Origin of the sequence: Micromonospora sp. NBC_01740 (assembly GCF_035920365.1) — a bacterium.
Classification (GTDB): Bacteria; Actinomycetota; Actinomycetes; order Mycobacteriales; family Micromonosporaceae; genus Micromonospora; species Micromonospora reichwaldensis.
Genome location: NZ_CP109150.1, coordinates 3,320,848 through 3,340,693 on the forward strand (window position 1 = coordinate 3,320,848; position 19,846 = coordinate 3,340,693).

The 19,846-nt window shown below is 75.8% G+C and carries 18 protein-coding genes; 11 read left to right on the forward strand and 7 right to left on the reverse strand.

Features of this window, described 5'->3' with window-relative positions; all coding sequences use genetic code 11:
- Positions 1 to 152: 152 nt before the first annotated feature.
- Positions 153 to 1,481, reverse strand: coding sequence for a ribonuclease D (locus tag OG989_RS15555; protein WP_327030896.1), 1,329 nt, complete (start codon positions 1,479 to 1,481; stop codon positions 153 to 155).
- A gap of 209 nt (positions 1,482 to 1,690) precedes the next feature.
- Here OG989_RS15555 and OG989_RS15560 point away from each other — a divergent pair, with 209 nt between their 5' ends.
- Together OG989_RS15560 and OG989_RS15565 are read left to right on the forward strand one after the other, a co-directional pair.
- A complete protein-coding gene (locus tag OG989_RS15560) occupies positions 1,691 to 2,905 on the forward strand; it encodes a S1C family serine protease (protein ID WP_327031174.1) in 1,215 nt (404 codons plus the stop codon).
- 74 nt (positions 2,906 to 2,979) lie between these two features.
- Positions 2,980 to 3,819, forward strand: coding sequence for a hypothetical protein (locus tag OG989_RS15565; protein WP_327030897.1), 840 nt, complete (start codon positions 2,980 to 2,982; stop codon positions 3,817 to 3,819).
- 17 nt (positions 3,820 to 3,836) lie between these two features.
- On the opposite strand, the gene OG989_RS15570 is transcribed toward OG989_RS15565, so the two are convergent.
- Positions 3,837 to 4,409: a DUF3000 domain-containing protein gene (locus OG989_RS15570; RefSeq protein WP_151457523.1), complete on the reverse strand. Its 573-nt coding sequence runs from the start codon at positions 4,407 to 4,409 to the stop codon at positions 3,837 to 3,839.
- 171 nt (positions 4,410 to 4,580) lie between these two features.
- Here OG989_RS15570 and hemE point away from each other — a divergent pair, with 171 nt between their 5' ends.
- The 3 genes from hemE to hemQ are packed head-to-tail and all read left to right on the forward strand — an operon-like array spanning position 4,581 to position 7,791.
- A complete protein-coding gene (gene hemE / locus OG989_RS15575; protein ID WP_327030898.1) occupies positions 4,581 to 5,678 on the forward strand; it encodes a uroporphyrinogen decarboxylase in 1,098 nt (365 codons plus the stop codon).
- 5 nt (positions 5,679 to 5,683) lie between these two features.
- Complete coding sequence (gene hemG / locus OG989_RS15580; protein WP_327030899.1) at positions 5,684 to 7,093, forward strand: protoporphyrinogen oxidase; 1,410 nt, start codon at positions 5,684 to 5,686, stop codon at positions 7,091 to 7,093.
- A complete protein-coding gene (hemQ, locus tag OG989_RS15585; RefSeq protein WP_151457526.1) occupies positions 7,090 to 7,791 on the forward strand; it encodes a hydrogen peroxide-dependent heme synthase in 702 nt (233 codons plus the stop codon). Before hemG ends, hemQ begins: the two co-directional genes overlap by 4 nt.
- Before the next feature lie 90 nt (positions 7,792 to 7,881).
- Here hemQ and OG989_RS15590 read toward each other — a convergent pair whose 3' ends face one another.
- From OG989_RS15590 to OG989_RS15600, 3 genes are all read right to left on the reverse strand, one after another.
- Positions 7,882 to 8,985, reverse strand: coding sequence for a lytic polysaccharide monooxygenase auxiliary activity family 9 protein (locus OG989_RS15590; protein ID WP_327030900.1), 1,104 nt, complete (start codon positions 8,983 to 8,985; stop codon positions 7,882 to 7,884).
- Positions 8,986 to 9,097: 112 nt separating this feature from the next.
- The gene (locus OG989_RS15595; RefSeq protein ID WP_327030901.1) at positions 9,098 to 9,556 is read right to left on the reverse strand and encodes a GNAT family N-acetyltransferase; all 459 of its coding nucleotides are present in this window, start codon (positions 9,554 to 9,556) and stop codon (positions 9,098 to 9,100) included.
- A gap of 111 nt (positions 9,557 to 9,667) precedes the next feature.
- Positions 9,668 to 9,928, reverse strand: a complete 261-nt coding sequence (locus OG989_RS15600; protein WP_151457740.1) for a Prokaryotic metallothionein — start codon at positions 9,926 to 9,928, stop codon at positions 9,668 to 9,670.
- A gap of 159 nt (positions 9,929 to 10,087) precedes the next feature.
- On the opposite strand from OG989_RS15600, the gene OG989_RS15605 reads away from it, so the two are divergent.
- From OG989_RS15605 to OG989_RS15615, 3 genes are all read left to right on the forward strand, one after another.
- Positions 10,088 to 10,363 carry an isoamylase early set domain-containing protein gene (locus tag OG989_RS15605; protein WP_132233095.1) on the forward strand — a complete coding sequence of 92 codons (276 nt, stop codon included), beginning with the start codon at positions 10,088 to 10,090 and terminating at the stop codon, positions 10,361 to 10,363.
- Between the two features lie 119 nt (positions 10,364 to 10,482).
- Entirely contained in the window at positions 10,483 to 11,229 is a 747-nt protein-coding gene (locus OG989_RS15610; RefSeq protein ID WP_327030902.1) for a lytic polysaccharide monooxygenase, read from the forward strand.
- A gap of 66 nt (positions 11,230 to 11,295) precedes the next feature.
- A complete protein-coding gene (locus OG989_RS15615) occupies positions 11,296 to 11,880 on the forward strand; it encodes a DUF305 domain-containing protein (protein ID WP_327030903.1) in 585 nt (194 codons plus the stop codon).
- A 15-nt stretch (positions 11,881 to 11,895) separates the two neighbouring features.
- Here the strand turns inward: OG989_RS15615 and msrB are convergent, their stop codons facing one another.
- Complete coding sequence (msrB, locus tag OG989_RS15620) at positions 11,896 to 12,309, reverse strand: peptide-methionine (R)-S-oxide reductase MsrB (protein WP_101414752.1); 414 nt, start codon at positions 12,307 to 12,309, stop codon at positions 11,896 to 11,898.
- A gap of 47 nt (positions 12,310 to 12,356) precedes the next feature.
- Here msrB and ligD point away from each other — a divergent pair, with 47 nt between their 5' ends.
- A complete protein-coding gene (gene ligD / locus OG989_RS15625; protein WP_327030904.1) occupies positions 12,357 to 13,382 on the forward strand; it encodes a non-homologous end-joining DNA ligase in 1,026 nt (341 codons plus the stop codon).
- 55 nt (positions 13,383 to 13,437) lie between these two features.
- On the opposite strand, the gene OG989_RS15630 is transcribed toward ligD, so the two are convergent.
- Positions 13,438 to 13,731, reverse strand: a complete 294-nt coding sequence (locus tag OG989_RS15630; RefSeq protein ID WP_132233105.1) for a hypothetical protein — start codon at positions 13,729 to 13,731, stop codon at positions 13,438 to 13,440.
- Positions 13,732 to 13,900: 169 nt separating this feature from the next.
- Here OG989_RS15630 and OG989_RS15635 point away from each other — a divergent pair, with 169 nt between their 5' ends.
- The gene (locus OG989_RS15635) at positions 13,901 to 17,095 is read left to right on the forward strand and encodes an FtsX-like permease family protein (RefSeq protein WP_327030905.1); all 3,195 of its coding nucleotides are present in this window, start codon (positions 13,901 to 13,903) and stop codon (positions 17,093 to 17,095) included.
- Between the two features lie 37 nt (positions 17,096 to 17,132).
- Positions 17,133 to 19,844 carry an FtsX-like permease family protein gene (locus OG989_RS15640; RefSeq protein WP_327030906.1) on the forward strand — a complete coding sequence of 904 codons (2,712 nt, stop codon included), beginning with the start codon at positions 17,133 to 17,135 and terminating at the stop codon, positions 19,842 to 19,844.
- The last annotated feature ends 2 nt before the right edge of the window (positions 19,845 to 19,846 follow it).

Here is a 19,846-nt window from a genome sequence, read left to right on the forward strand (position 1 = left end):
AGCCTCCTCTTCGACCTGATCCGGCCTCCGTGCCGGCAGGCGGCACTACGGACCGGACGAAGGTCGCCGGCACGGGCGTGTTCCTCCGGATGCTACTCGCCAGTAACCAACACTGGCACCCGCCCCCGTGTGGCCCACCCCACACCGCCGGTTCAAGGCGCGGGGGGCGGATCGGTGAGGGCCTCCGTGAGGGCGGGAAGGAGCAGGGCGATCTGCCACTCGCGGGCGTTGAAGCCCCGGAGGGTCTCCGCGACGGCCGCCTCCGTGACCTCCTCCGGAGGCACCCACGCCAGCCGACGGATCGAGTCGGGAGCGATGAGGTTCTCCGGCGGCAGCTGGTGCGCGCCGGCGATCCGGACCACCACCTCCCGGCAGCGGGCCAGCCGGGCCGCCGCCACCGGGTCCCGTTCCGCCCAGCGGTGCGGCGGCGGGGGACCCTCGACCGTCGGGGCGACCGGCAGCGCGTCCTCGGGCAGCTGCCGCGCGTCGTCGAGCGCGGCGAGCCAGGTGCGCGCCAGCCGGCGCACCGAGCGGCCACCGAAGCCGGGCAGGGTCAGCAGGGTCTTCTCGTCCCTCGGATCCAGCTCCGCCGCCGCGACGATGGCCGAGTCCGGCAGCACCCGCCCCGGGGCGGCGTCCCGCCGCGCGGCGATCTGGTCCCGCGCGTACCAGAGGGAACGGACGCGGGCCTGGGCCCGCGCGCCGCGCACCCGGTGGATGCCGGACGTGCGGCGCCACGGCTCGGCCCGCACCTTCGGCGGCCGGGCGCCGGTGCGCACCAGCGCGGCGAACTCCTCCGCCGCCCACGCGGACTTGCCCTGCCGGGTCAGCTCCTCGTCGAGCGCGTCGCGCAGGTCGACCAGCATCTCCACGTCGAGCGCGGCGTAGGTCAGCCAGGACTCCGGCAGCGGGCGGCTCGACCAGTCGGCCGCCGAGTGGTGCTTCTCCAGGCTGTAGCCGAGCAGCTGCTCGGTCAGCGCGGCCAGGCCGACCCGCTCGAATCCGGCCAGCCGGGCGGCCAGTTCGGTGTCGAACAGCCGGCGGGGCCGCAGCCCCAGCTCGGCCAGGCAGTGCAGGTCCTGGCTGGCGGCGTGCAGCACCCACTCGGCCTCGCCGATCACCGTGTCGAGGGCGCTCAGGTCGGGCAGCGGCAGCGGGTCGATCAGCGCCGTGCCGGAACCGGCCCGGCGCAGCTGCACCAGGTAGGCCCGCTGGCTGTAGCGGTAGCCGGAGGCGCGTTCGGCGTCGAGGGCGACGGGGCCGGTGCCTGCGGCGAAGCGGGCCACGACGTCGTCCAGCTCGCCGGGCGTGGCCGCCGGCTGGGGTGTGCCCTCGCGCGGGGCGGTCAGCGGAACGGGCCCGTCGGCGGTCTGTTCGGTCCCCGCGGCCTCCGGCTCCGGTCGGGCCGACGGCGGGTGGTGCGCATCGTTTCCCGTACGGCTTTCGGCGGGCCGACGGCGCAGGGGTGGTTCGTCGGTCACCTGACAACCCTAGTGCGCGACGCGACGCGGTGGGTGAAGCCGGTCCGGTGTGTGTTGCCGGGCGACCGCCGGATGCCCTTCCGGAGGCCGGACATAGGGGAAGACAAAGCCCGTTGACGCAGGTACGGTCCATCGGGCCGTTGCGCGGGTACGGCATCATCAGGGTCCCGCGTGCGGAGCGGGGCGTCTACGGGGAGGGCAAGGCGATCATGACTGGCTACGGGTCGGCGGACAAGGGCCCGGCGGGACCGGGTGACGGCGGGTTCCCGCCGGGGACGGCCCGCCCCGGGCCACTGCCACCCCGGATCGAGCCGGTCGGCTCCGCATACCTGCCGCCGGGCGCCCCCGGGCAGCCCCCGGCCCCCCGCCCCGCCTGGTCGCCGCCGGCGCAGCCGGGCCAGTGGGGCACCGCCCCGGCCAACGCGCCCGCCCCGGCCGCCGCGCCCGCCGCCGCAGGCTGGGGACACGGCGGCGCGCCGTCCACCGCCCCGGGCCCGTCGACGCCCCCCGGGGTCCCCCCGGGGCCCGGCTGGCCCCCCGCGTCCGGGTCGACGCCGCCGGGTGTCCCCGGTCAGCCGCCAGCCCACGGCCACCCCCAGGGCCCCGGGCCGGGCCAGCCGTACCCCGTCGGGCCGGCGCCGGCGACGAAGGGGCGCGGGCTCACCGTCACCGCGCTCGTGCTCGCCGGCCTGCTGGCCGTGGTGACGGGCGTGCAGGCGTACCAGATCAACCGGCTCTCGAACCGGCTGGGCGACACCGACAGCCGGGTGGCGGCGGCGCAGGCGGCCGACGGCACCCGGTTCGACGGCCTGGAGTCCCGGGCGGGGGCGCTGGAGAAGCAGGCCGGCGCCGCGTTCAACCCGGAGGCCGTGGCCAGCGCCGTGCTGCCCAGCGTCTTCCGGGTCCGGGCCGGCAACTCCACCGGCACCGCGTTCGCGATCGGCAAGCCGGCCGCGGGCGGGGGCACCAACCTGTTCACCAACTACCACGTGGTGGACGCGCTCTGGCAGACCGGCGAGCGGGAGGTCTTCCTGGAGCGCACCAACCAGCGCTTCCCGGCGACCATCGTGCGCGTCGACGAGACCAACGACGTCGCCCACCTGCGGACCAACGGCAAGTTCACCGGCCTGGTCGCGGCGTCCGCCGCGGTGAAGTCCGGGCAGCAGATCGTGGTCGTCGGCGCGCCGCTCGGCCTGGAGGACAGCGTCACCACCGGCGTGGTGAGCGCCTTCCGCGAGGCCGGCGGCGGCGAGGGCCCGGTCATCCAGTTCGACGCCCCGATCAACCCCGGCAACTCGGGCGGCCCGGTCATCAACGGCAGCAAGCAGGTCGTCGGCATCGCCACCGCCAAGGCCCGCAACGCCGAGGGGATCGGTCTCGCCGTACCGATCAAGGTCGCCTGCGACGGTTTCAAGATCTGCTGACCCCGTCAGCGCCCAACCACCCCCTCGGCCCGGCGGCTCCAACGCCGGACCAGCACACGTGGAGGAAGAACGACATGTCCCAGCCACCGACCGGGCCGGAGGGCTACCCGCCGTACCCGCCGGCCGCGCCCGGTCAGCCGCCGTCGGGCGGCGCCCCGCACGGCACCACCTACGGCAGCCCGCGCCCGTACACGCCCGAACAGCAGGACGCCGGCCAGCAGTACGCCCCGGCGCCGCAGCAGTACAACCCGGCCCCGCCCGCCGGCTACCCGCAGTCCGCGCCGCCGGCCGGACCCTCCGGCTACCCGCAGTCCGCGCCGCCGGCGTCGCCCGGCTTCGGCCCCGGCAGCGCGTCGCCCCACGCCGGGCAGGCCTCCGGCGGGCCGGCCTTCGGGCAGCCGATGTCGGTCCCCCCGGCCTCCGGGCCGGCGTACGGGCAGCCATTGTCCGCCCCGCCCGGCTCCGCCCCGCCCTTCGGCGCCCCCGCGCCCGGCGGCCCCCGCAAGAGCCACAAGGTGCTCGTCCTGGCGGTCGTGGCCGGGCTGCTCTTCGTCCTCGGCGGGGTGATGACCGGCCTGTTCGTGTCGACCACCAACGAGCTGGACCGGACCGAGAAGAAGATGGCCAGCGAGGTCAGCCAGCGCGACGGCACCATCACGGCGAACGGCAAGGAGATCGAGAAGCTCAAGACCGACCTCCAGGCGGTCCGGGACAAGCTCGGCGACACCGAGCAGGACCTCACCGGCACCCGCAACGACCGGGACGAGCAGGCCCGGCAGAAGAAGGTCATCGCCAACTGCCTCGACAAGCTCACCACCGCGCTCGCCGCGGCGGCGAACGGCAACAAGCCGGCCTACGACAAGGCCATCCAGGGCATGGACAAGGTCTGCAACGAGGCCGAGAAGTATCTGTGAGGTGATCCGTCGCGGGGTCAGGCCGCGCCGGCGGGGCGACGCTCCGGCAGCGCGGTCACCCCGGGCGGGGGAAGCCCGGCGGTCGAGGCCAGCAGCGCGCACCAGGCCAGCAGGTGCGGGGCGAGGTCGTCGTCGACCGGCGTCCAGGAGGCGCGGATCTCGATGTCGCCGGCGGCGGGCGGCCCGGCCAGGTCACCGAAGCGCGTCGACATGGTCTGGGTGATGGTGCCGCCGATCGCCCGGTGCTCCGCGTCCTGCGCCTCCAGGGCGTCGGTCAGCCAGGTCCAGCCCACCCCCGGCAGCAGCGGGTCGGCGGCCAGGTCGACCTCCAGCTCCGCCGTCACGTAGGTGACCAGCCGCAGGGTGCCCTGCCACGCCTCGTGACCGGCCGGGTCGTGCAGCAGGATGAGCCGCCCGGAGGCCACCTCCTCGCCGTCGCGCAGGACGGTGGCGGAGAGCGCGAAGGTGTACGGGGCGAGCCGCTGCGGCGCGCCGACCTCCTCCAGCACGATCTCCGATCGGGGCGCCGCGGACCGCAGCCCGGTGACCGCGCGGGCGAAGGTCTCCGGGAGCGCGATCGGGGGGGCCATGCCGGCAGCCTATGCCGCCGGCCGCCCGCCCGCCCGAGAGGCGCGCCGACGCCGTCTGACGCCGGGGCCGCCGCCACCGCCCGGCCGGTCCCACCGCCGGCGGGCTGACCGGGGTCACAAAAGGCGGCGCTGCCCGCTGCCGGTCGCGTCCCCCGTGGCACGATGGCCGCGATGAGCACCACGACGACGGGCGCCGACGCCCGAGACGAAGACCCCCGCCCCGGCGGACCGGCCGACTCGCCCTTCGTCCGGGCCTGCCGGCGTCAGTCCGGCCCGCACACCCCCGTCTGGTTCATGCGCCAGGCCGGCCGGTCGCTGCCGGAGTACCGCGCGATCAGGGCCAACGTGGCGATGCTGGAGTCCTGCCGCCGCCCCGACCTGGTCACCGAGATCACCCTCCAGCCGGTACGCCGGCACGGTGTGGACGCCGCGATCCTGTTCAGCGACATCGTGGTGCCGGTCGCCGCCGCCGGGGTGGACCTGGACATCGTGCCGGGCACCGGCCCGGTGGTCGCCGAGCCCGTGCGCACCCTGACCGACGTGGAGCGGATCCGGCCGATCACCCGCGACGACGTGTCGTACGTGGACGAGGCGGTCCGGATGCTCGTCGCCGAGCTGGGCGACACCCCGCTGATCGGCTTCGCCGGCGCGCCGTTCACCCTGGCCAGCTACCTGGTCGAGGGCGGCCCGTCGCGGACCCACGCGAAGACCAAGGCGATGATGTACGGCCAGCCGGAGCTGTGGCACGCGCTCTGTGGCCGGCTGGCCGAGGTGACGCTGGAGTTCCTGCGGGTGCAGGTGGCCGCCGGGGTCTCCGCGGTGCAGCTCTTCGACTCGTGGGCCGGCGCGCTGTCGGAGGCCGACTACCGCCGCTTCGTGCTGCCGCACTCGGCGGGCGTGCTGGCCGGGCTGGCCGACGCGGGCGTGCCCCGGATCCACTTCGGGGTGGGCACCGGCGAGCTGCTCGGCGCGATGGGCGAGGCCGGCGCCGACGTGGTGGGCGTCGACTGGCGTACGCCGCTGGACGCGGCGACCCGGCGGATCGGGCCGGAGCGGGCGGTGCAGGGCAACCTCGACCCGTGCGTGCTGTTCGCGCCGTGGCCGGTGGTCGAGGCCGAGGTGCGGCGGATCCTGGAGCAGGGCCGGGCCGCCCCCGGGCACGTGTTCAACCTGGGGCACGGGGTGCTGCCGGAGACCGACCCCGACGTGCTGACCCGGGTGGTCGCCCTGGTGCACGAGCTGTCCGCCGAGTCGGGCGACCGGGGCTGAGCGGCATGCGGGCGCCGTGGCGGGTGGCGGTGGTCGGTGGCGGGATCGCCGGGCTGGCCGCCGCGGTCCGGTTGCGCGACCGCGCTCCCGCCGGCACCGAGATCACGGTGTACGAGCAGTCCGGCGCGCTCGGCGGCAAGCTGCGCACCGGGGAGCTGGCCGGCTCACCGGTGGAGTTCGGCGCCGAGTCGTTCCTGATGCGCGACCCGGCCGGGGGCGAGTCGGCCGCCGTGGCCCTGGTCCGCCGGCTCGGCCTGGGGGAGCGGATCGTGCACCCCACCGTCGGGCAGGCCGCGCTCGTGGTCGACGGGGGGCTGCGCCCGATCCCGGGCGGCACGCTGGTCGGCGTACCCGGGGACCTGGAGCGGGTGGCCACGGTCGCGCGGCCGGCGGCGGACGCCGACGTCGACGCCGGCCGCCCGCTGCTCGGCGCGGACGAGGACGTCTCCGTCGGCGCGCTGGTGCGGGCCCGGTTCGGCGACGAGGTGGTCGACCGGCTGGTCGACCCGATGCTCGGCGGCGTCTACGCCGGCCGGGCCGACGACCTCTCCCTGACCACCACCATGCCCGCGCTGGCCCGGTCCGCTCGGGTGGAGCACACCCTGGTGGGCGCGGTGCGCGCCGCACAGGCCGCGGCCCCCCGCGCGCCGGGGGCGCCGGTCTTCGGCACCCTGGCCGGCGGGCTCAGCACGCTGGTCGAGGCCGCCGCGGCGGCCAGCGGGGCGACGATCCGGCGGGGCGCGGCGGTACGCGAGCTGACCCCGGCCGGGGCAGGGTGGCGGCTGACCGTCGGCCCCACCCGCGAGGCGGAGTCGGTCGACGTCGACGCCGTGGTGCTGGCCGTGCCGGCCCGCCCGGCGGCCCGGCTGCTCGGCGGCCCGGCCCCGCGGGTGGCCGAGGGCGTCGGCGGGCTGGACTACGCCAGCGTCGCGCTGGTCACCCTGGCGCTGCCCGAGCCGGAGCTGCCGGAGCTGTCCGGCTTCCTGGTGCCGGGCACCGAGGGCCTGCTGATCAAGGCGTCGACCTTCTTCACCACGAAGTGGGGCCACCTGCGCCGCACCGACGGGCTGGCGCTCGTCCGCGCCTCCGTGGGCCGCTACGGCGAGGAACGGCAGGTGCAGCGCACCGACGAGGACCTGGCCGCCACCGTGCACCGGGAACTGTCGGCGGTGCTCGGCGTGCCGCTGCCCGCACCGGTCGCCGGCCACGTGCAGCGCTGGGGCGGGTCGCTGCCGCAGTACACCCCGGGACACGCCGACCGGGTGGCCGCCGCGCGGGCGGCCCTGCGGGCGAGCCACCCGACCCTGGTCCTGGCCGGCGCCGGGTACGACGGGGTGGGCATCCCGATCTGCGTCCGCTCCGGCGAGACGGCGGCCGAGGAGATCATCACAGCACTGGGAGGACCGGGGACATGACCGAGCAGACCAACGCGGCCCGGCTGCGGGAGCTCAACGACAGCATCCGCTACACGATGTGGTCGGTGTACCGGGCCACCAGCCCGCTGCCGTCGCTGCGCGACAACGTCACCGGCGAGGTCGAGGCACTCTTCGCGGAGCTGGCCGGCAAGGACGTGGTCGTTCGCGGCACGTACGACGTCTCGGGGCTGCGTGCCGACGCCGACCTGATGATCTGGTGGCACTCCGCCTCCAGCGACGACCTCCAGGACGCGTACCTGCGGTTCCGCCGCACCACGCTGGGCCGGGCGCTCACGCCGGTTTGGTCGCAGATGGCGCTGCACCGCCCGGCGGAGTTCAACAAGAGCCACATCCCGGCGTTCCTGGCCGGTGAGGAGGCGCGCTCCTACGTCTGCGTCTACCCGTTCGTCCGCTCCTACGAGTGGTACCTGCTGCCGGACGCCGAGCGGCGCGAGCTGCTCGCCGAGCACGGCAAGATGGCCCGCGGCTACCCGGACGTGCGGGCCAACACGGTCGCCTCGTTCGCGCTCGGCGACTACGAGTGGATGCTCGCGTTCGAGGCCGACGAGCTGCACCGGATCGTCGACCTGATGCGCGACCTGCGGGCCTCCGGCGCCCGGCGGCACGTCCGGGAGGAGATCCCGTTCTACACCGGTCGTCGCCGCTCGGTCGCCGACATCGTCAACTGCCTGGTCTGACGCACGCCTGCCCGCCGCACCGCCGTCGGGCCGGCCGGGGTCGCGCCCGGAGGGAGTGGGCTGCGACCCCGGCCGGGGTTCCGGTGGGGATCAGACCACGGTCGTGCAGGTGGGTGTCGGCACGCTGTTGGTGCCGGACCACGAGCCGAGGAAGCCGAACGTGGTGCTCGCCCCGGGGGCCAGCGACCCGTTGTGCTCCGCGTTGCGGGCGACGACCCGCGTGCCGCTGGTGGTCACGGTCGCGTTCCACGCCGACGTCACCTGCTGGCCGTTGGCGTAGGTCCAGGTCACGGACCAGCCCCTGACGGCCCCGCCACCGGCGGTCACCGTCACCTCGCCCTGGAAGCCTCCGGTCCACTGCCCGGTCACCCGGTACGTCGCCGTGCAGGCCCCGGCCGGCGGCGGGGTCGTGGGCGGCGGCGTCGTCGGCGGGGGAGTGGTCGGCGGCGGCGTGGTGGGCGGGGGAGTGGTGGGCGGCGGCGTCGTCGGCGGCGGGTTGGTCGGCCCACCGGAGAAGTCGACGTCGCTGCACAGGTAGTACGACTGGTCCAGGTGGCTGGCCTGCCAGATGGTGTAGACGACGTGCCGCCCGGTCCGCCCCGGCGCGTTCGCCGGGATCTCGATGGACACGCCGGTGGGCTCCGGCTTCCACCCCGACGCCGGGGTGTTGCCGATCTGGCCGACCAGTTCCAGGTCGTCCCAGCCCAGCGGCTCGGTGAGCGCGTTGAAGCCCTGCCTGGTCACGTACACCCGGATGTAGTCCGCGCCGTGACTGGCCTGGTCGTAGAGGCGGACCCGGAAGTTGCTGGAGACCGGGGCGGTCTTCCAGGCGCCGACCGTGTCGAGGGCGTTGTAGCGACCGCCCTCGGTCCGGCCGCCGGAGCAGAGCTGGCCGTTGGGGATGGCGGCCTGGTGGTTGCCGGCGACGCCCTCGCGGAACAGGCCGTTCCAGTTCCACATGGCGTTCGGGTTGGCCTGCCAGGCCTGCCAGCACATCGGGTCCTCGGTGGCCATCCGGGGATTCTGGAAGTCGCTGCCCCAGCGCTGCCAGCAGCCGTAGTTGCGTGACGCCGGGTCCACCACGGAGCCGTGCGCCGACACGGGGTTGGCCAGGGCGGTGGTCAGCAGCAGCACGGCGGTCGCCGCGACGGCGAGCAGCCACGCCAGGCGGGAGGTGCGAAGTTGAGTGGACATGGGGAGCCCCCGGGAGGAGAGGTCGGACGACGACGCCCGGACGGCCCGGGAGTTGCCCCTCCCGTGCGCGCTGCGTGGCTTCCGCGACGGCTCTGCCCGGAGGCTGTCACATTTATCGGCTTCGGTCAATGCCTTCCCGGCGCATCGGGGTGTGCGGGATGCCGTCCTCGACGTACTCGGGACCGGCGACGGCGAAGCCGTGGCGGGCGTAGAGGCCGACCAGGTGGGACTGGGCCTCCAGCACGCAGGGGCGGTCGCCGACCAGCTCCAGCGCCGCGGCCATCAGCCGGCCCGCGTGCCCGCCGCCGCGCGCCTTCGGCGCCACCACCACCCGCCCGATCCGCGCCACGCCGCCCGGGTCGGCGAGGATCCGCAGGTACGCCAGGGGCGCGCCGCCGTCGTCGAGCCAGAGGTGGCGGGTGCCCGGCTCGACGTCGCGCCCGTCGAGTTCCGGGTACGGGCACGCCTGCTCCACCACGAACACGTCGATCCGGAGCCGGAGCAGGTCGTGGAAGGTGCGGGCGTCGAGTTCGGCGAACGAGGCGGTCCTCGGCACGGGGGGCTGTGGCACTCCCCGATGGTAGGCCGGGCCCGTGGGCCAGCCGCCCCGCTGCCCCGCGTGCCGCCGGTGCGCCCGGCCGACCGGGCGGCCATGGCGGCGGCGGCCGGCCGACCGCCGGCCTCAGGCGGGGCGGGCGCCGACCGCGTCGCGGATCTCTGCGCCCCGGGCGCCCTCCTCCGCGCGGGCGCAGTGCGCGCAGCAGAAGAACCGGCCGGACACCTCCACCCCGTGCCCGACGATCTTGACCTGGCAGTGCTCGCAGATCGGCGCCAGCTTGTGCGCGGCGCACTCGAAGCAGTCGAAGGTGTGCACGTCGCCGCTGACGGTCCGCACCTCGAACGCCATCCAGTAGTCGTTACCGCAGACCTCGCACGTCGCCACGACAGAACCCCCCGAAGGCCGACACATTTCCTCGAGCGTGCGGCAACCGGACCGTGCCGGGTGGGCGGATCGGCCCAGGTCACTCGGGGGTGGCGGCGTGTCGCCCCCGGCGTGTCGGGCGTTGTACCGGGTGACCGCGCGACCCCGGAGGAACACGACATGATCAAGCGGAACAAGCTCTTCGGCAACCAGGTACGGGTCACCTTCAGCCTGCCCCGCGACACCCCGCCCGGCCCGGTCAGCGTGGTCGGCTCCTTCAACGGCTGGGAGCCGGGGCGGCACGAACTCCTCCCGCGTCGGGACGGCACCCGGACGGTCACCGTACGACTCGGCCCGGGGGAGTACCGCTTCCGCTACCTCGCCACCGGTGGCGTCTGGCTGGACGACGAGTCCGCCGACCGGGTGGACGAGCGGGGCAGCCTGTTGCTGCTCTGATGGTCACCCTGCGTGTGCAGAAGGTGCGATGTTTCTATCGACAGGAGTCTTTACTGTTAACAAGCTTTAATTTATGTTGATGGCACCTCACCAGGCCGAAGTCCGAAGGAGCTGCCACCATGCGTCGAAGAATCACCATCCCGCTCGTGGCGACGGGTGCCGTCGTCTCCGCACTCGCCGTCGCGGCGCCCGCCCAGGCGCACGGCTACGTGTCCGGCCCGCCGAGCCGTCAGGCGCTCTGCGCCCAGGGGCGGGTCCCCGACTGCGGGCAGATCAAGTACGAGCCGCAGAGCGTCGAGGGGCCGAAGGGGCTGCGCAGCTGCCACGCGGGGATCGCCCAGTTCGCCGTCCTCAACGACGACAGCCGGGGCTGGCCCGCCACCTCGGTCGGCAGCTCCGTCACCTTCACCTGGACCAACACCGCCCGGCACGCCACCAGCAACTGGGAGTACTTCATCGGCGGCACCCGGGTGGCCGTCTTCAACGGCGGCGGGCAGCAGCCCGGCGCCACCGTCTCGCACACCGTCAACCTGGGCGGCCACCCGGGACGGCAGAAGGTCCTCGCCGTGTGGAACATCGCGGACACCGCCAACGCGTTCTACTCCTGCGTCGACCTCCAGGTCGGCGGGGGCGGCAACCCGTCGCCCACGCCGAGCCCGACCGGGCCGGCCCCGTCGCCCACCCCGACCCCCACCGCCGCCCCGACCACCCCGCCCGCGCCGGGCGGCAGCTGGACGGCGGGCCGGGCCTACCAGGTCGGCGACCAGGTCACCTACGGCGGGCTGACGTACCGCTGCCGGCAGGCGCACACCGCGATCCCCGGTTGGGAACCGCCGCACGTGCCGGCGCTCTGGACGCAGGTCTGACCGGACGGGTGCGGCCCGTCCCCCCGGCGCCCGCACCCGTCATCCCTTCCCGGATCGGAGTACGCCATGCGACGGCTGCCCACGGTCGTCCTGCTCGCCGTCCTGCTGACCGTCTCCGGTTGCGCCGCGCGGACCGCCCCGGCGTCGTCCGTCCCCGCGCCGCCGGGGCCGGCCGCGGCCAGCGCGACCGAGATGAACGGCTTGGACGTGGTCTTCCTGGCCATGTTGGCGGCACACACCGAGCAGACGCTGGAGATGGTGCGGCTCAGCCGCGACCGGGTGACCGACCGGAAGCTGCACACCCTCGTCGCCGCCATCGAGGTCACCGAGATCGACGAACTCGCCACGATGCGCGGCTGGCTGCGCGACGCCGGACCGGCCGCCGCCGAGGCCGCCCGCCGGCACGACCACGGACAGCACGGGACCGCCGCCGAGGACATGGCACGCCTGCGGGCCGCCCCGGACGGCGAGGTCGACCGCGTCCTGCTCGGCCTGCTCGTCCCGCACCAGGAGGCGGCGGCCGACCTGGCCCGGGCGCACCAGACGGTCGGCGCCGACCCGCGCGTACGCGACTTCGCCGGTCGCGTCGAGCGGTCGCGTACGGCCGAGGTCTCGCTGATGGCCGGGCTGACGCCGGCCCGGGGCGCCTGAACCCCGGGCGCCGGATCAGGCGTCGGCGCGCGGCTCCAGCCGGATGGAGACGGAGTTGACGCAGTGCCGGGTGTCCTTCGGGGTGAAACCCTCGCCCCGGAAGACGTGCCCCAGGTGGCTGTCGCATCGGGCGCAGCGGATCTCGGTGCGGCTCATCCCCAGGCTGCGGTCCTCGATCTCCTTGACCGCGCCGGGGATCGCGTCGTCGAAGCTGGGCCACCCGCAGTGCGAGTCGAACTTCGTGTCGCTGGGGTAGAGCTGCGCGCCGCAGGCCCGGCAGTGGTAGGTCCCGGGCGTCTTCGTGTCGACGTACTCGCCGGTCCACGGGCGCTCGGTGCCGGCCTCCCGCAGCACCCGGAACTCCTCCGGGCTGAGCCGGACCCGCCACTCTTCCTCGGTACGGGGCAGTTCACTCTCGTCAAGACTCACCCGTCAACGGTACGTCGGACGTCGGAGGTGTGGCATATGGTCGCGCAATGGGTGGCACGAAGGCTGCGGCCGAACTGATCGAGGTGGCCGGGCACGAGGTCCGGCTGACCAGCCCCGACCGGGTGATCTTCCCGCAGCGCGGCTTCACCAAGGCCGACGTCTTCCACTACTACCTCGCGGTGGGTGACGGCATCATGCGCGCCCTGCGCGAGCGTCCCACCACGTTGCAGCGCTTCCCGGAGGGCGTCGAGGGGGAGGCGTTCTTCCAGAAGCGGGTGCCCGCGCGGGGCGTGCCGCCCTGGGTGCGGACGACCACGATCAGCTTCCCGAGCGGTCGCAGCGCGGCCGAGCTCTGCCCCGCCGACCTGGCCCACGTGGCCTGGGCCGCCCAGATGGGCACCATCGTGTTCCACCCGTGGCCGGTGCGTGCCGCCGACGTCGACCGCCCCGACGAGTTGCGCATCGACTTCGACCCGCAGCCCGGCACCGACTTCGCCGACGCGGTTGCCGCCGCCGGAGAGCTGCGCGGGCTCCTCGACGAGCTGGGCGTCACCGGCTGGCCGAAGACCTCCGGCGGCCGTGGCGTGCACGTCTACCTGCGGATCGCGCCACGCTGGACGTTCACGGAGGTGCGCCGGGCCACCATCGCGCTGGCCCGCGAGCTGGAGCGGCGCCGGCCGGAGCTGGTGACCACCGCCTGGTGGAAGGAGCAGCGGGGCGAGCGCGTCTTCGTCGACTACAACCAGATGGCCCGCGACCGCACGATCGCCTGCGCGTACTCGCTGCGGGCCAACGCCCGGGCCACCGTGTCCACCCCGGTCACCTGGGACGAGCTGCCCGACGTCGACCCCGACGACTTCGACCTGCGCACCGTCCCGGCCCGGCTGGCCGAGCGCGGCGATCCGCACGCCGGCATCGACGACACCGCGTGGGACATCAGCCCGCTGCTGGAGTGGGCCGACCGGGACGACACCGCCGGCCAGGGCGACATGCCCTATCCGCCGGACCACCCGAAGATGCCCGGCGAGCCGAAGCGCGTGCAGCCCTCCAAGGACCGCGACCGCCCCCGCTGACCGGCCCGCCCGATCGCCGCCGTCCCGCCGGCACGGGCGGGACGCGTGCCCGCCGTCACCGGCGGTCGCCGTACGCCTCCACCGCCTCCTTGGCCGAGCGCAGGTCCGCGCCGGTCGCCTTCCGGTACGCGGCGATCGCCTTGATCTTGTCGCCCCGGGCCAGGTGCTGTCCCACCTCCGGCGGCACGGGCGAGGCGTCCACCACGCCCAGGTGGTCCATCACCAGCCGGAGCCGGCGCTCGATCTCGGCGAGCCGGTACGCGGTCCGCGCCTGCTCGGTCCTGCCGGGCAACTGGGCGGCGAGCAGCGCGACGACGGCCACCATCAGGGCGGTGAGGGCGATCTCCATCCGGTGATGGAAGCACATCCGCGCACCGCGCCACCCTCGCCGGGTCGCCGGCCCCGCCCACCGGTCGGGCGCCTCCGGATAACGATCAAGTAACGGGCGCGAACCTTTCCCGGCACGTCACCGCTCTCCCTGATCGTCGGCCCGACAACGGGCCAGGGGAGGGCATCGGATGAAGCTGGTGTGGAGGCGGGCCCGCGAGGCGCGTGGGCTGCTGCTCGCCGCGGTGGTCGCGGCCCTGGTGGCGGTCGCGTTGGTCACCGGGCTTTCTGACTACAACCGGCGGGCCGTCGAGGCGGGCCAGCGTGCCCTGCTCAGCGGGGCGTCGTTCGAGGAGCGCAGCCTCCTGGTCAGCGGCGCGGCCGGCCGGGACGCTGCCGAGTTCGCCGCCCGGGACCGGGCCGTCCGGGACGGGTTCGCCGCTGGCCTCGGCGGCGCGCCGGTCACCGTCGACGCCGCCCGCTACGGCGGTGGCCGCGAGCTGACCGGCGACCTCGGCCCCGTGGCCCGCGACGACGACGATCCGGTCTTCGCCACCCTGGCGGCCCTCGACGACCTGCCCCGCCACGCCGAGCTGACCGGCGGCGCCTGGCCCGCCCCGGGAGCCTCGCCGCTGCAGGTCACCCTGCCGGAGAAGGTCGCCGGCATGCTCGGGATGACCGTCGGCGACCGGGTGCCGATGCTGGACCGCCGGTCCGACGAGGCCAGCACCGTGGTGCTCGTCGGGACCTGGCGCCCCCGCGACGCGGCCGACCCGTACTGGCGGCTGGCACCCGGGGTCGGGGCGGGCAGCGCCGCGGACGCCGGCACCTCGTACGGGCCGTTCGTGCTGGACCCGGCGGACTTCGTCGCCACGTACCCGGGCTCGGTGTCGGCGTCCTGGGTCGTCGAGCCGGACCTCGCGGCGGCGGCCGGCGCGGGGCGGCTGTCCGACGTGCGGCAGGCGCTCACCGCGGCCCTCGCCGAGGTGCCCGAGGCGGCCGGGCTGGGCTCCTCCGGCCAGACCGTCACGGCGATCGACCGGCTCCTCGACCGCGTCACCCGGGCCGACCTGGTGGGCCGTTCCTCGCTGGCCACCCCGCTGCTGCTGATCGTCGTCCTCGGCGGGTACGCGCTGGTGCTCGTCGCCGCCCTGCTGCACGAGGACCGGCGCGGCCAGACCGCCCTGCTCCGGGCCCGGGGCGCCGCGCGGCGGCAACTGGCCGGCCTGGCGGCCCGGGAGGCGGCCCTGGTCGTCCTGCCCGCCGGCGTGCTGGGGCCCCTGATCGCCGGCGAGGCGCTGCGGCACGTGGGTACCGGCGGCGCCACCCCGCTGACGCTCGCCGCCGGCAACACCACGCTGATCTGGGCCGCCGCAGCCGCCACCGCCGCCGGCTGCCTGGTCGCGATGGTCGTCCCGACGTTGCGGGGGGCCGGCACCTACGTCGCCGACATGGCGGCCCGGTCCCGGCCCACCCGCGCCGCGAGCGTCCAGCGGGCCAGCCTCGACCTGGTGCTGGTCGGCTTCGCGGTGCTGGCCTGGACCCAGCTGCGCCAGTACTCGTCGCCGGTCGCCGGGGCGGCCGGCCGGCTCGGGGTGGACCCGCTGCTGGTCGCGGCGCCGACGCTGGGCGTGCTGGCCGGCGCGGTCGTGGCGTTGCGGCTGCTGCCGCCCGCGACCCGCTTCGCCGAGCGGTTCGTCGACCGCAGACCGTGGACCGCGACCATGTTCGGCATGTGGCAGGCGGGGCGGCGCCCGCACGCCGGCCCCGTGCTGCTGCTCGCCCTCGCCGTCGGCGGCAGCACCCTGGCGTGGTCGCTGGTGACCACCGGCGAGCTGTCGCAGGCCGACCAGGCCGAGCACACCGTCGGCGCCGACCTGCGGGTCGTCGAGCGCACCGGCTCGGCACCCGACGGTCGGGCCGGTCAGCTCGCCGCTCTGCCCGGCGTCCGCGAGGCGCTGCCGGCCTGGCGGGACGAGATTCGCCTCGGCCGCGCCGACCTGCCGACGACGGTGGTGAGCCTCGACGCCGCGGCCGCGGCCGACGTGCTGCGGCTCAACGAGAGGCTGACCGACGAGCCCGCGCCGGCACTGCTCGACCGGCTGACCCGGGCGCGCGGCGCGCCCACCGGGCTGGAACTGCCCGCCGGCACCCGGTCGCTCACCGGCACGGTACGCACCCCCGTGCGCGACGCCGTCACGCCGCACCAGATCGGCCTCTGGGTGCTGCTGACCCGGGCGGACGGGCTGGCCTTCCGGCTTCCGGCGGGCAGCAGCGGCAGCGACGGCCGACCGGCGCCGTTCACCGTCGCCGTCCCCGCCGGGGAGGGCGCCCTACGACTGTCCGGTTTCGAGGCCGACGGCGGGAGCGCGCGCGGGCGGGCGTACCGCCTGGAGGTGTCGGACCTGCGGCTGGTCGGCGCCGACGGCGCGGCCCGGCCGGCGTCGCTGGACGGCGGGTGGGTGGCCGTCGACGGCCAGGGCAAACCGGTCGATGCGTCGGCCACGGCCGCCGGGCTGAAGGCCGACTGGGAGGTCGAGTACCGCGAGGGCGGCCGGTTCGCGTTCCAGCCGCCGAGCCGTTTCGCCGTGGTGCCGGCCGGCGAGAACCGGCCGGTACCCGCACTGATGACCCCGGCCGTACGCGACGCGTTGAGCTTGCGCGTCGGCGACACGGTCAACCTGGTGCTGTCCGGCGCGACGCTGCCGGTCACGCTCGTCGGTGAGCTGGACGCAGTGCCGTCCGCGGCCGGCGAGGGCGTGCTGCTGGACCTGCCTGCGGCGGCGGACTGGCTGATCCGGGACCGGGGCGGGGTCCGGCCGGTGCCGGAGTGGTGGCTGGGCACCGAGGACGCCGGCCACGCCGAGGCGGCCCGCGCGGCGGCCGACCTGACCGGCGCCACGCTGCTCGACCGGCGGGAGGTGGCCGAGCGGGCTGCCGGCGACCCGTACTGGCAGGGGGCCCGCACGGGGCTGCTCGCCGCGGCGCTCGGCTCGGTGCTGCTGGCCCTGGTCGGCCTGATCGTCGACGTCTGGGCGACCGCCCGGCACCGGCTGGGGGAGTTCGCCGTGCTGCACACGCTCGGCGCCAGCCCCCGGCTGCTGGCCCGGGCGCTGCTGGCCGAGCAGACCTTCCTGGCCGGGATCGGCGTCGGCGTGGGCCTGCTGCTGGGCGCCGCGGTCGGCGCGACCATGGCCCCGCTGGTCATCCTCACGCCGTCCGCGGGCCGGCCGGTGCCGGAGGCCGCCTTCGTGCTGCCCTGGCTGCCCATCGGCCTGACCGCGCTCGGCCTGCTGCTGGCGGCACTCGCCTTCAGCGCGTTCATCGCCCTCGGCATCCGACAGCGGGTGGCCGTGGCGCAGCTGCGGATCGGGGGAGACCGGTGACCGGGAGCGTAGGGACGACCAGGAGCGGAGACGGGGCGTGGTGAGCATCGGGGCGGTCGTCCGCCGGGTCCGGGCGTACGGCGGGCAGTTCCTGCTCCTCGCGGCGCTGACGCTGGTCGCCACGCTGGTGATCAGCGGGGTGCCCAGGATCGTCAACGGGCACGCCCAGGAGGGCCTGAAGGCCCACCTGGGTGCGGTGCCGCCGCAGCAGCGGGACGTGACGTACTCGTCCGGGCCGCTCGCCGCGGCGGACAACGGCACCTCCGTGGTGGACGCCCACGAGGGCGACCTGGCGGCGATCGAGAGCGCGATGCCGCCGGTCGTCGGGCGCATGGTCGACCAGCGGTGGTACGCCGGGGAGACCCCGGCCAGCCTGGTGCGGGGCCCGGACCTGGCGGCGAAGAACCTCCTGGTCCACCTGGGCCTGCGGTCCGTGACCGGGATCGAGGAGGCCGGCACGCTGGTCGAGGGAAGCTGGCCGGCCGACACGCCGAAGGACCAGCCGGTGCAGGTGGCGCTGGCCGCGGACGTCGCCGGCAAGCTGAACCTGCGGCTCAACAGCCGGCTCACCCTCGCCGCGCCGGAGCCGCTCACCGCCGACTCCCCGCCCCCCACCCAGCTCACCGTGGTCGGCCTCTTCCAGCCCCGTGACGCCGCCGACGGGTTCTGGGACGGGCTGCCGCCGCTGCTGCGCATCGTCGAGCCGGTGGGGGACGGCCAACCCTTCATCGCCGTCGGCGTCGTCGACGGCGCCGCGCTGAACCGCCAGGCCGTCGCCGGCTGGCCGCTGACGTTCAGCTGGCGCTACCGCCTGGGCGCCGACGGCGTCGACGCCCGCGAGCTGGACCAGGTGATCGGCGGACTCCAGCAGATGACCCGGGAGGCGGGCGGCCGCAACCTCGTCCAGGGGCTGGACATCCCGCTGCGGCAGTTCTCCGCCGAGGTGGACAGCGCCCGGACGGTGCTCGGGGTCATCGCCGCGGGCGTACTGGCCACCCTGGCCGGCCTCGTCGTGCTGGCCGCCGGGCTGCTGGTGCGCCGCCGCCGCTCGGAGTTCACCCTGCTGCGGGCCCGGGGCGGGGCGGCCACCACGAGCGCGGGCCGCAGCCTGACCGAGGCGCTGCTGGTGGTGCCGCCCGCCGGTGCGCTCGGCTGGCTGGTCGGTGGCCTCGCTCCGGGGGCACCGGGGGAGACCCTGTGGTCCGCCGTCGCCGCGACCGTCCTGGTGGCCCTCGCGCTGCCGGTGGCCACCCTCGCCGCGTCCAGGGGCGGTGCCGGTCGGCGCGACCTGATCCGGTCGCGCCCCTCCGCGCGTCGCCTCACGGTGGAGGCGGGGCTGCTGGTCCTCGCGGGTCTCGCGGTCGTGCTGCTGCGCCGCCGCGGCCTCACCCCGGGGGAGGTCGACCCGCTGCTGGTCTCGGTGCCGGTGCTGCTGGCCGTCGCCGCGGCGGTGGTCGCGATGCGGTTGTACCCGTGGCCGCTGCGGCTGGTCAGCCGGCTCGCGGCCCGGGCCCGGGGCAGCGTCGCCTTCCTGGGTACCGCCCGGGCCGGCCGGTCCGTCGTCGCCGTGCCGCTGGTGGTCGTCGTGCTGGCCATCGCGACCGCGGCGTTCTGCGCGGTGACGGCCGCCGGGATCGAGGCGAGCCGGGACCGGGCCGCCAGCCGGGTGGTCCCCGCCGACGCCCTGATCCTGGGGGACCGGATCGCCCCGGACACGGGCGCCGAGCTGGAGCGGCTGCCGGGGGTCCGTGCCGCGAGCCCGGTGCTGCACGAGGCGGGCCAACGACTGGCGAAGGACGCCGTCGGCACCGAGGCCCGGCTCGGCGGGGTGACCGTACTCATGGTCGACGGTCCGGCCATGGCCCGGATCGTCCGCGAGTCCGGCGTCGACGTGACGGTGCCGGCGGCGCTGCTCGCCCCCGCCGGGGAAGGCGGCCCGCTGCCCGCGGTGGTCTCCCCGACGGTCGCCGCCGAGCTGGCCGACGCCGGTCTCGACGGCTCCGCCTTCGTCAGCGCCCAGGGCCAGCGGTACGAGTTCCGGGTCGCCGGGCAGGCGGAGAGCTTCCCGCTGCTGCGCGCGGACAGCAGCCGGTTCGTCGTCCTGCCCTGGCAGTCCCTGCCCCGGCGGGACTACGCCGCCGTGCCGACCGGCTTCCTGGTGGCCGGCGACGACCTGGACGGCGACGCGCTGCGCCGGGCCGGCGACGCGGGGCAGTCCCGCTTCCAGACCGGCGGGGCCGTCACCGGCCGGGAGCGCCCGCGCGGCGTGGAGGTGCTGACCTTCGCGGACACCCGTCGGCAGGTGGGCGAGGGCGGCGCCAACGGGGTGCTCGCCTTCGGCTTCACCGCCGGCGCAGCCGGCGGGACGGCGCTCGGCCTGCTCGCGATCGCCTTCACGGTGCTCGCCGGTGCCCGCGAGCGTGGCCAGGTGCTCTCCCGGCTGCGCACCCTCGGCCTGTCCCGACGCCAGTGGCGCGGGCTGCTGCTGGTGGAGCTGGTCCCGCTGGTGGGCGTCTCGGTGGTGACCGGTGCGCTGGTCGGCACGGTCCTGCCGCTGTTGCTCACCCCGGTGCTCGGCCTGTCCGCCTTCACCGACGGGGTCGAGGTCCGGGTGGCGTTCGAGCCCGGCCTGGCGGCCGCGGTCATCGCGCTCGGTGCGCTCGCCCTCGGCTTCGCGGTCGCCGTCGAGGCCCTGAACAACCGCCGGATGCGCCTCGGTGAGGTGCTCCGGCTCGGAGAGGAGAACTGACA

What these genes read in the sequence shown, in the direction of transcription:
- OG989_RS15560 (WP_327031174.1), top strand. Translation starts at nt 1,691, where the DNA reads ATGACTGGCTACGGGTCGGCGGACAAGGGCCCGGCGGGACCGGGTGAC.
- OG989_RS15565 (WP_327030897.1), top strand. Translation starts at nt 2,980, where the DNA reads ATGTCCCAGCCACCGACCGGGCCGGAGGGCTACCCGCCGTACCCGCCG.
- OG989_RS15570 (WP_151457523.1), bottom strand. Translation starts at nt 4,409, where the DNA reads ATGGCCCCCCCGATCGCGCTCCCGGAGACCTTCGCCCGCGCGGTCACC.
- hemE (WP_327030898.1), top strand. Translation starts at nt 4,581, where the DNA reads ATGAGCACCACGACGACGGGCGCCGACGCCCGAGACGAAGACCCCCGC.
- hemG (WP_327030899.1), top strand. Translation starts at nt 5,684, where the DNA reads ATGCGGGCGCCGTGGCGGGTGGCGGTGGTCGGTGGCGGGATCGCCGGG.
- hemQ (WP_151457526.1), top strand. Translation starts at nt 7,090, where the DNA reads ATGACCGAGCAGACCAACGCGGCCCGGCTGCGGGAGCTCAACGACAGC.
- OG989_RS15590 (WP_327030900.1), bottom strand. Translation starts at nt 8,985, where the DNA reads ATGTCCACTCAACTTCGCACCTCCCGCCTGGCGTGGCTGCTCGCCGTC.
- OG989_RS15605 (WP_132233095.1), top strand. Translation starts at nt 10,088, where the DNA reads ATGATCAAGCGGAACAAGCTCTTCGGCAACCAGGTACGGGTCACCTTC.
- OG989_RS15610 (WP_327030902.1), top strand. Translation starts at nt 10,483, where the DNA reads ATGCGTCGAAGAATCACCATCCCGCTCGTGGCGACGGGTGCCGTCGTC.
- OG989_RS15615 (WP_327030903.1), top strand. Translation starts at nt 11,296, where the DNA reads ATGCGACGGCTGCCCACGGTCGTCCTGCTCGCCGTCCTGCTGACCGTC.
- ligD (WP_327030904.1), top strand. Translation starts at nt 12,357, where the DNA reads ATGGGTGGCACGAAGGCTGCGGCCGAACTGATCGAGGTGGCCGGGCAC.
- OG989_RS15630 (WP_132233105.1), bottom strand. Translation starts at nt 13,731, where the DNA reads ATGGAGATCGCCCTCACCGCCCTGATGGTGGCCGTCGTCGCGCTGCTC.
- OG989_RS15635 (WP_327030905.1), top strand. Translation starts at nt 13,901, where the DNA reads ATGAAGCTGGTGTGGAGGCGGGCCCGCGAGGCGCGTGGGCTGCTGCTC.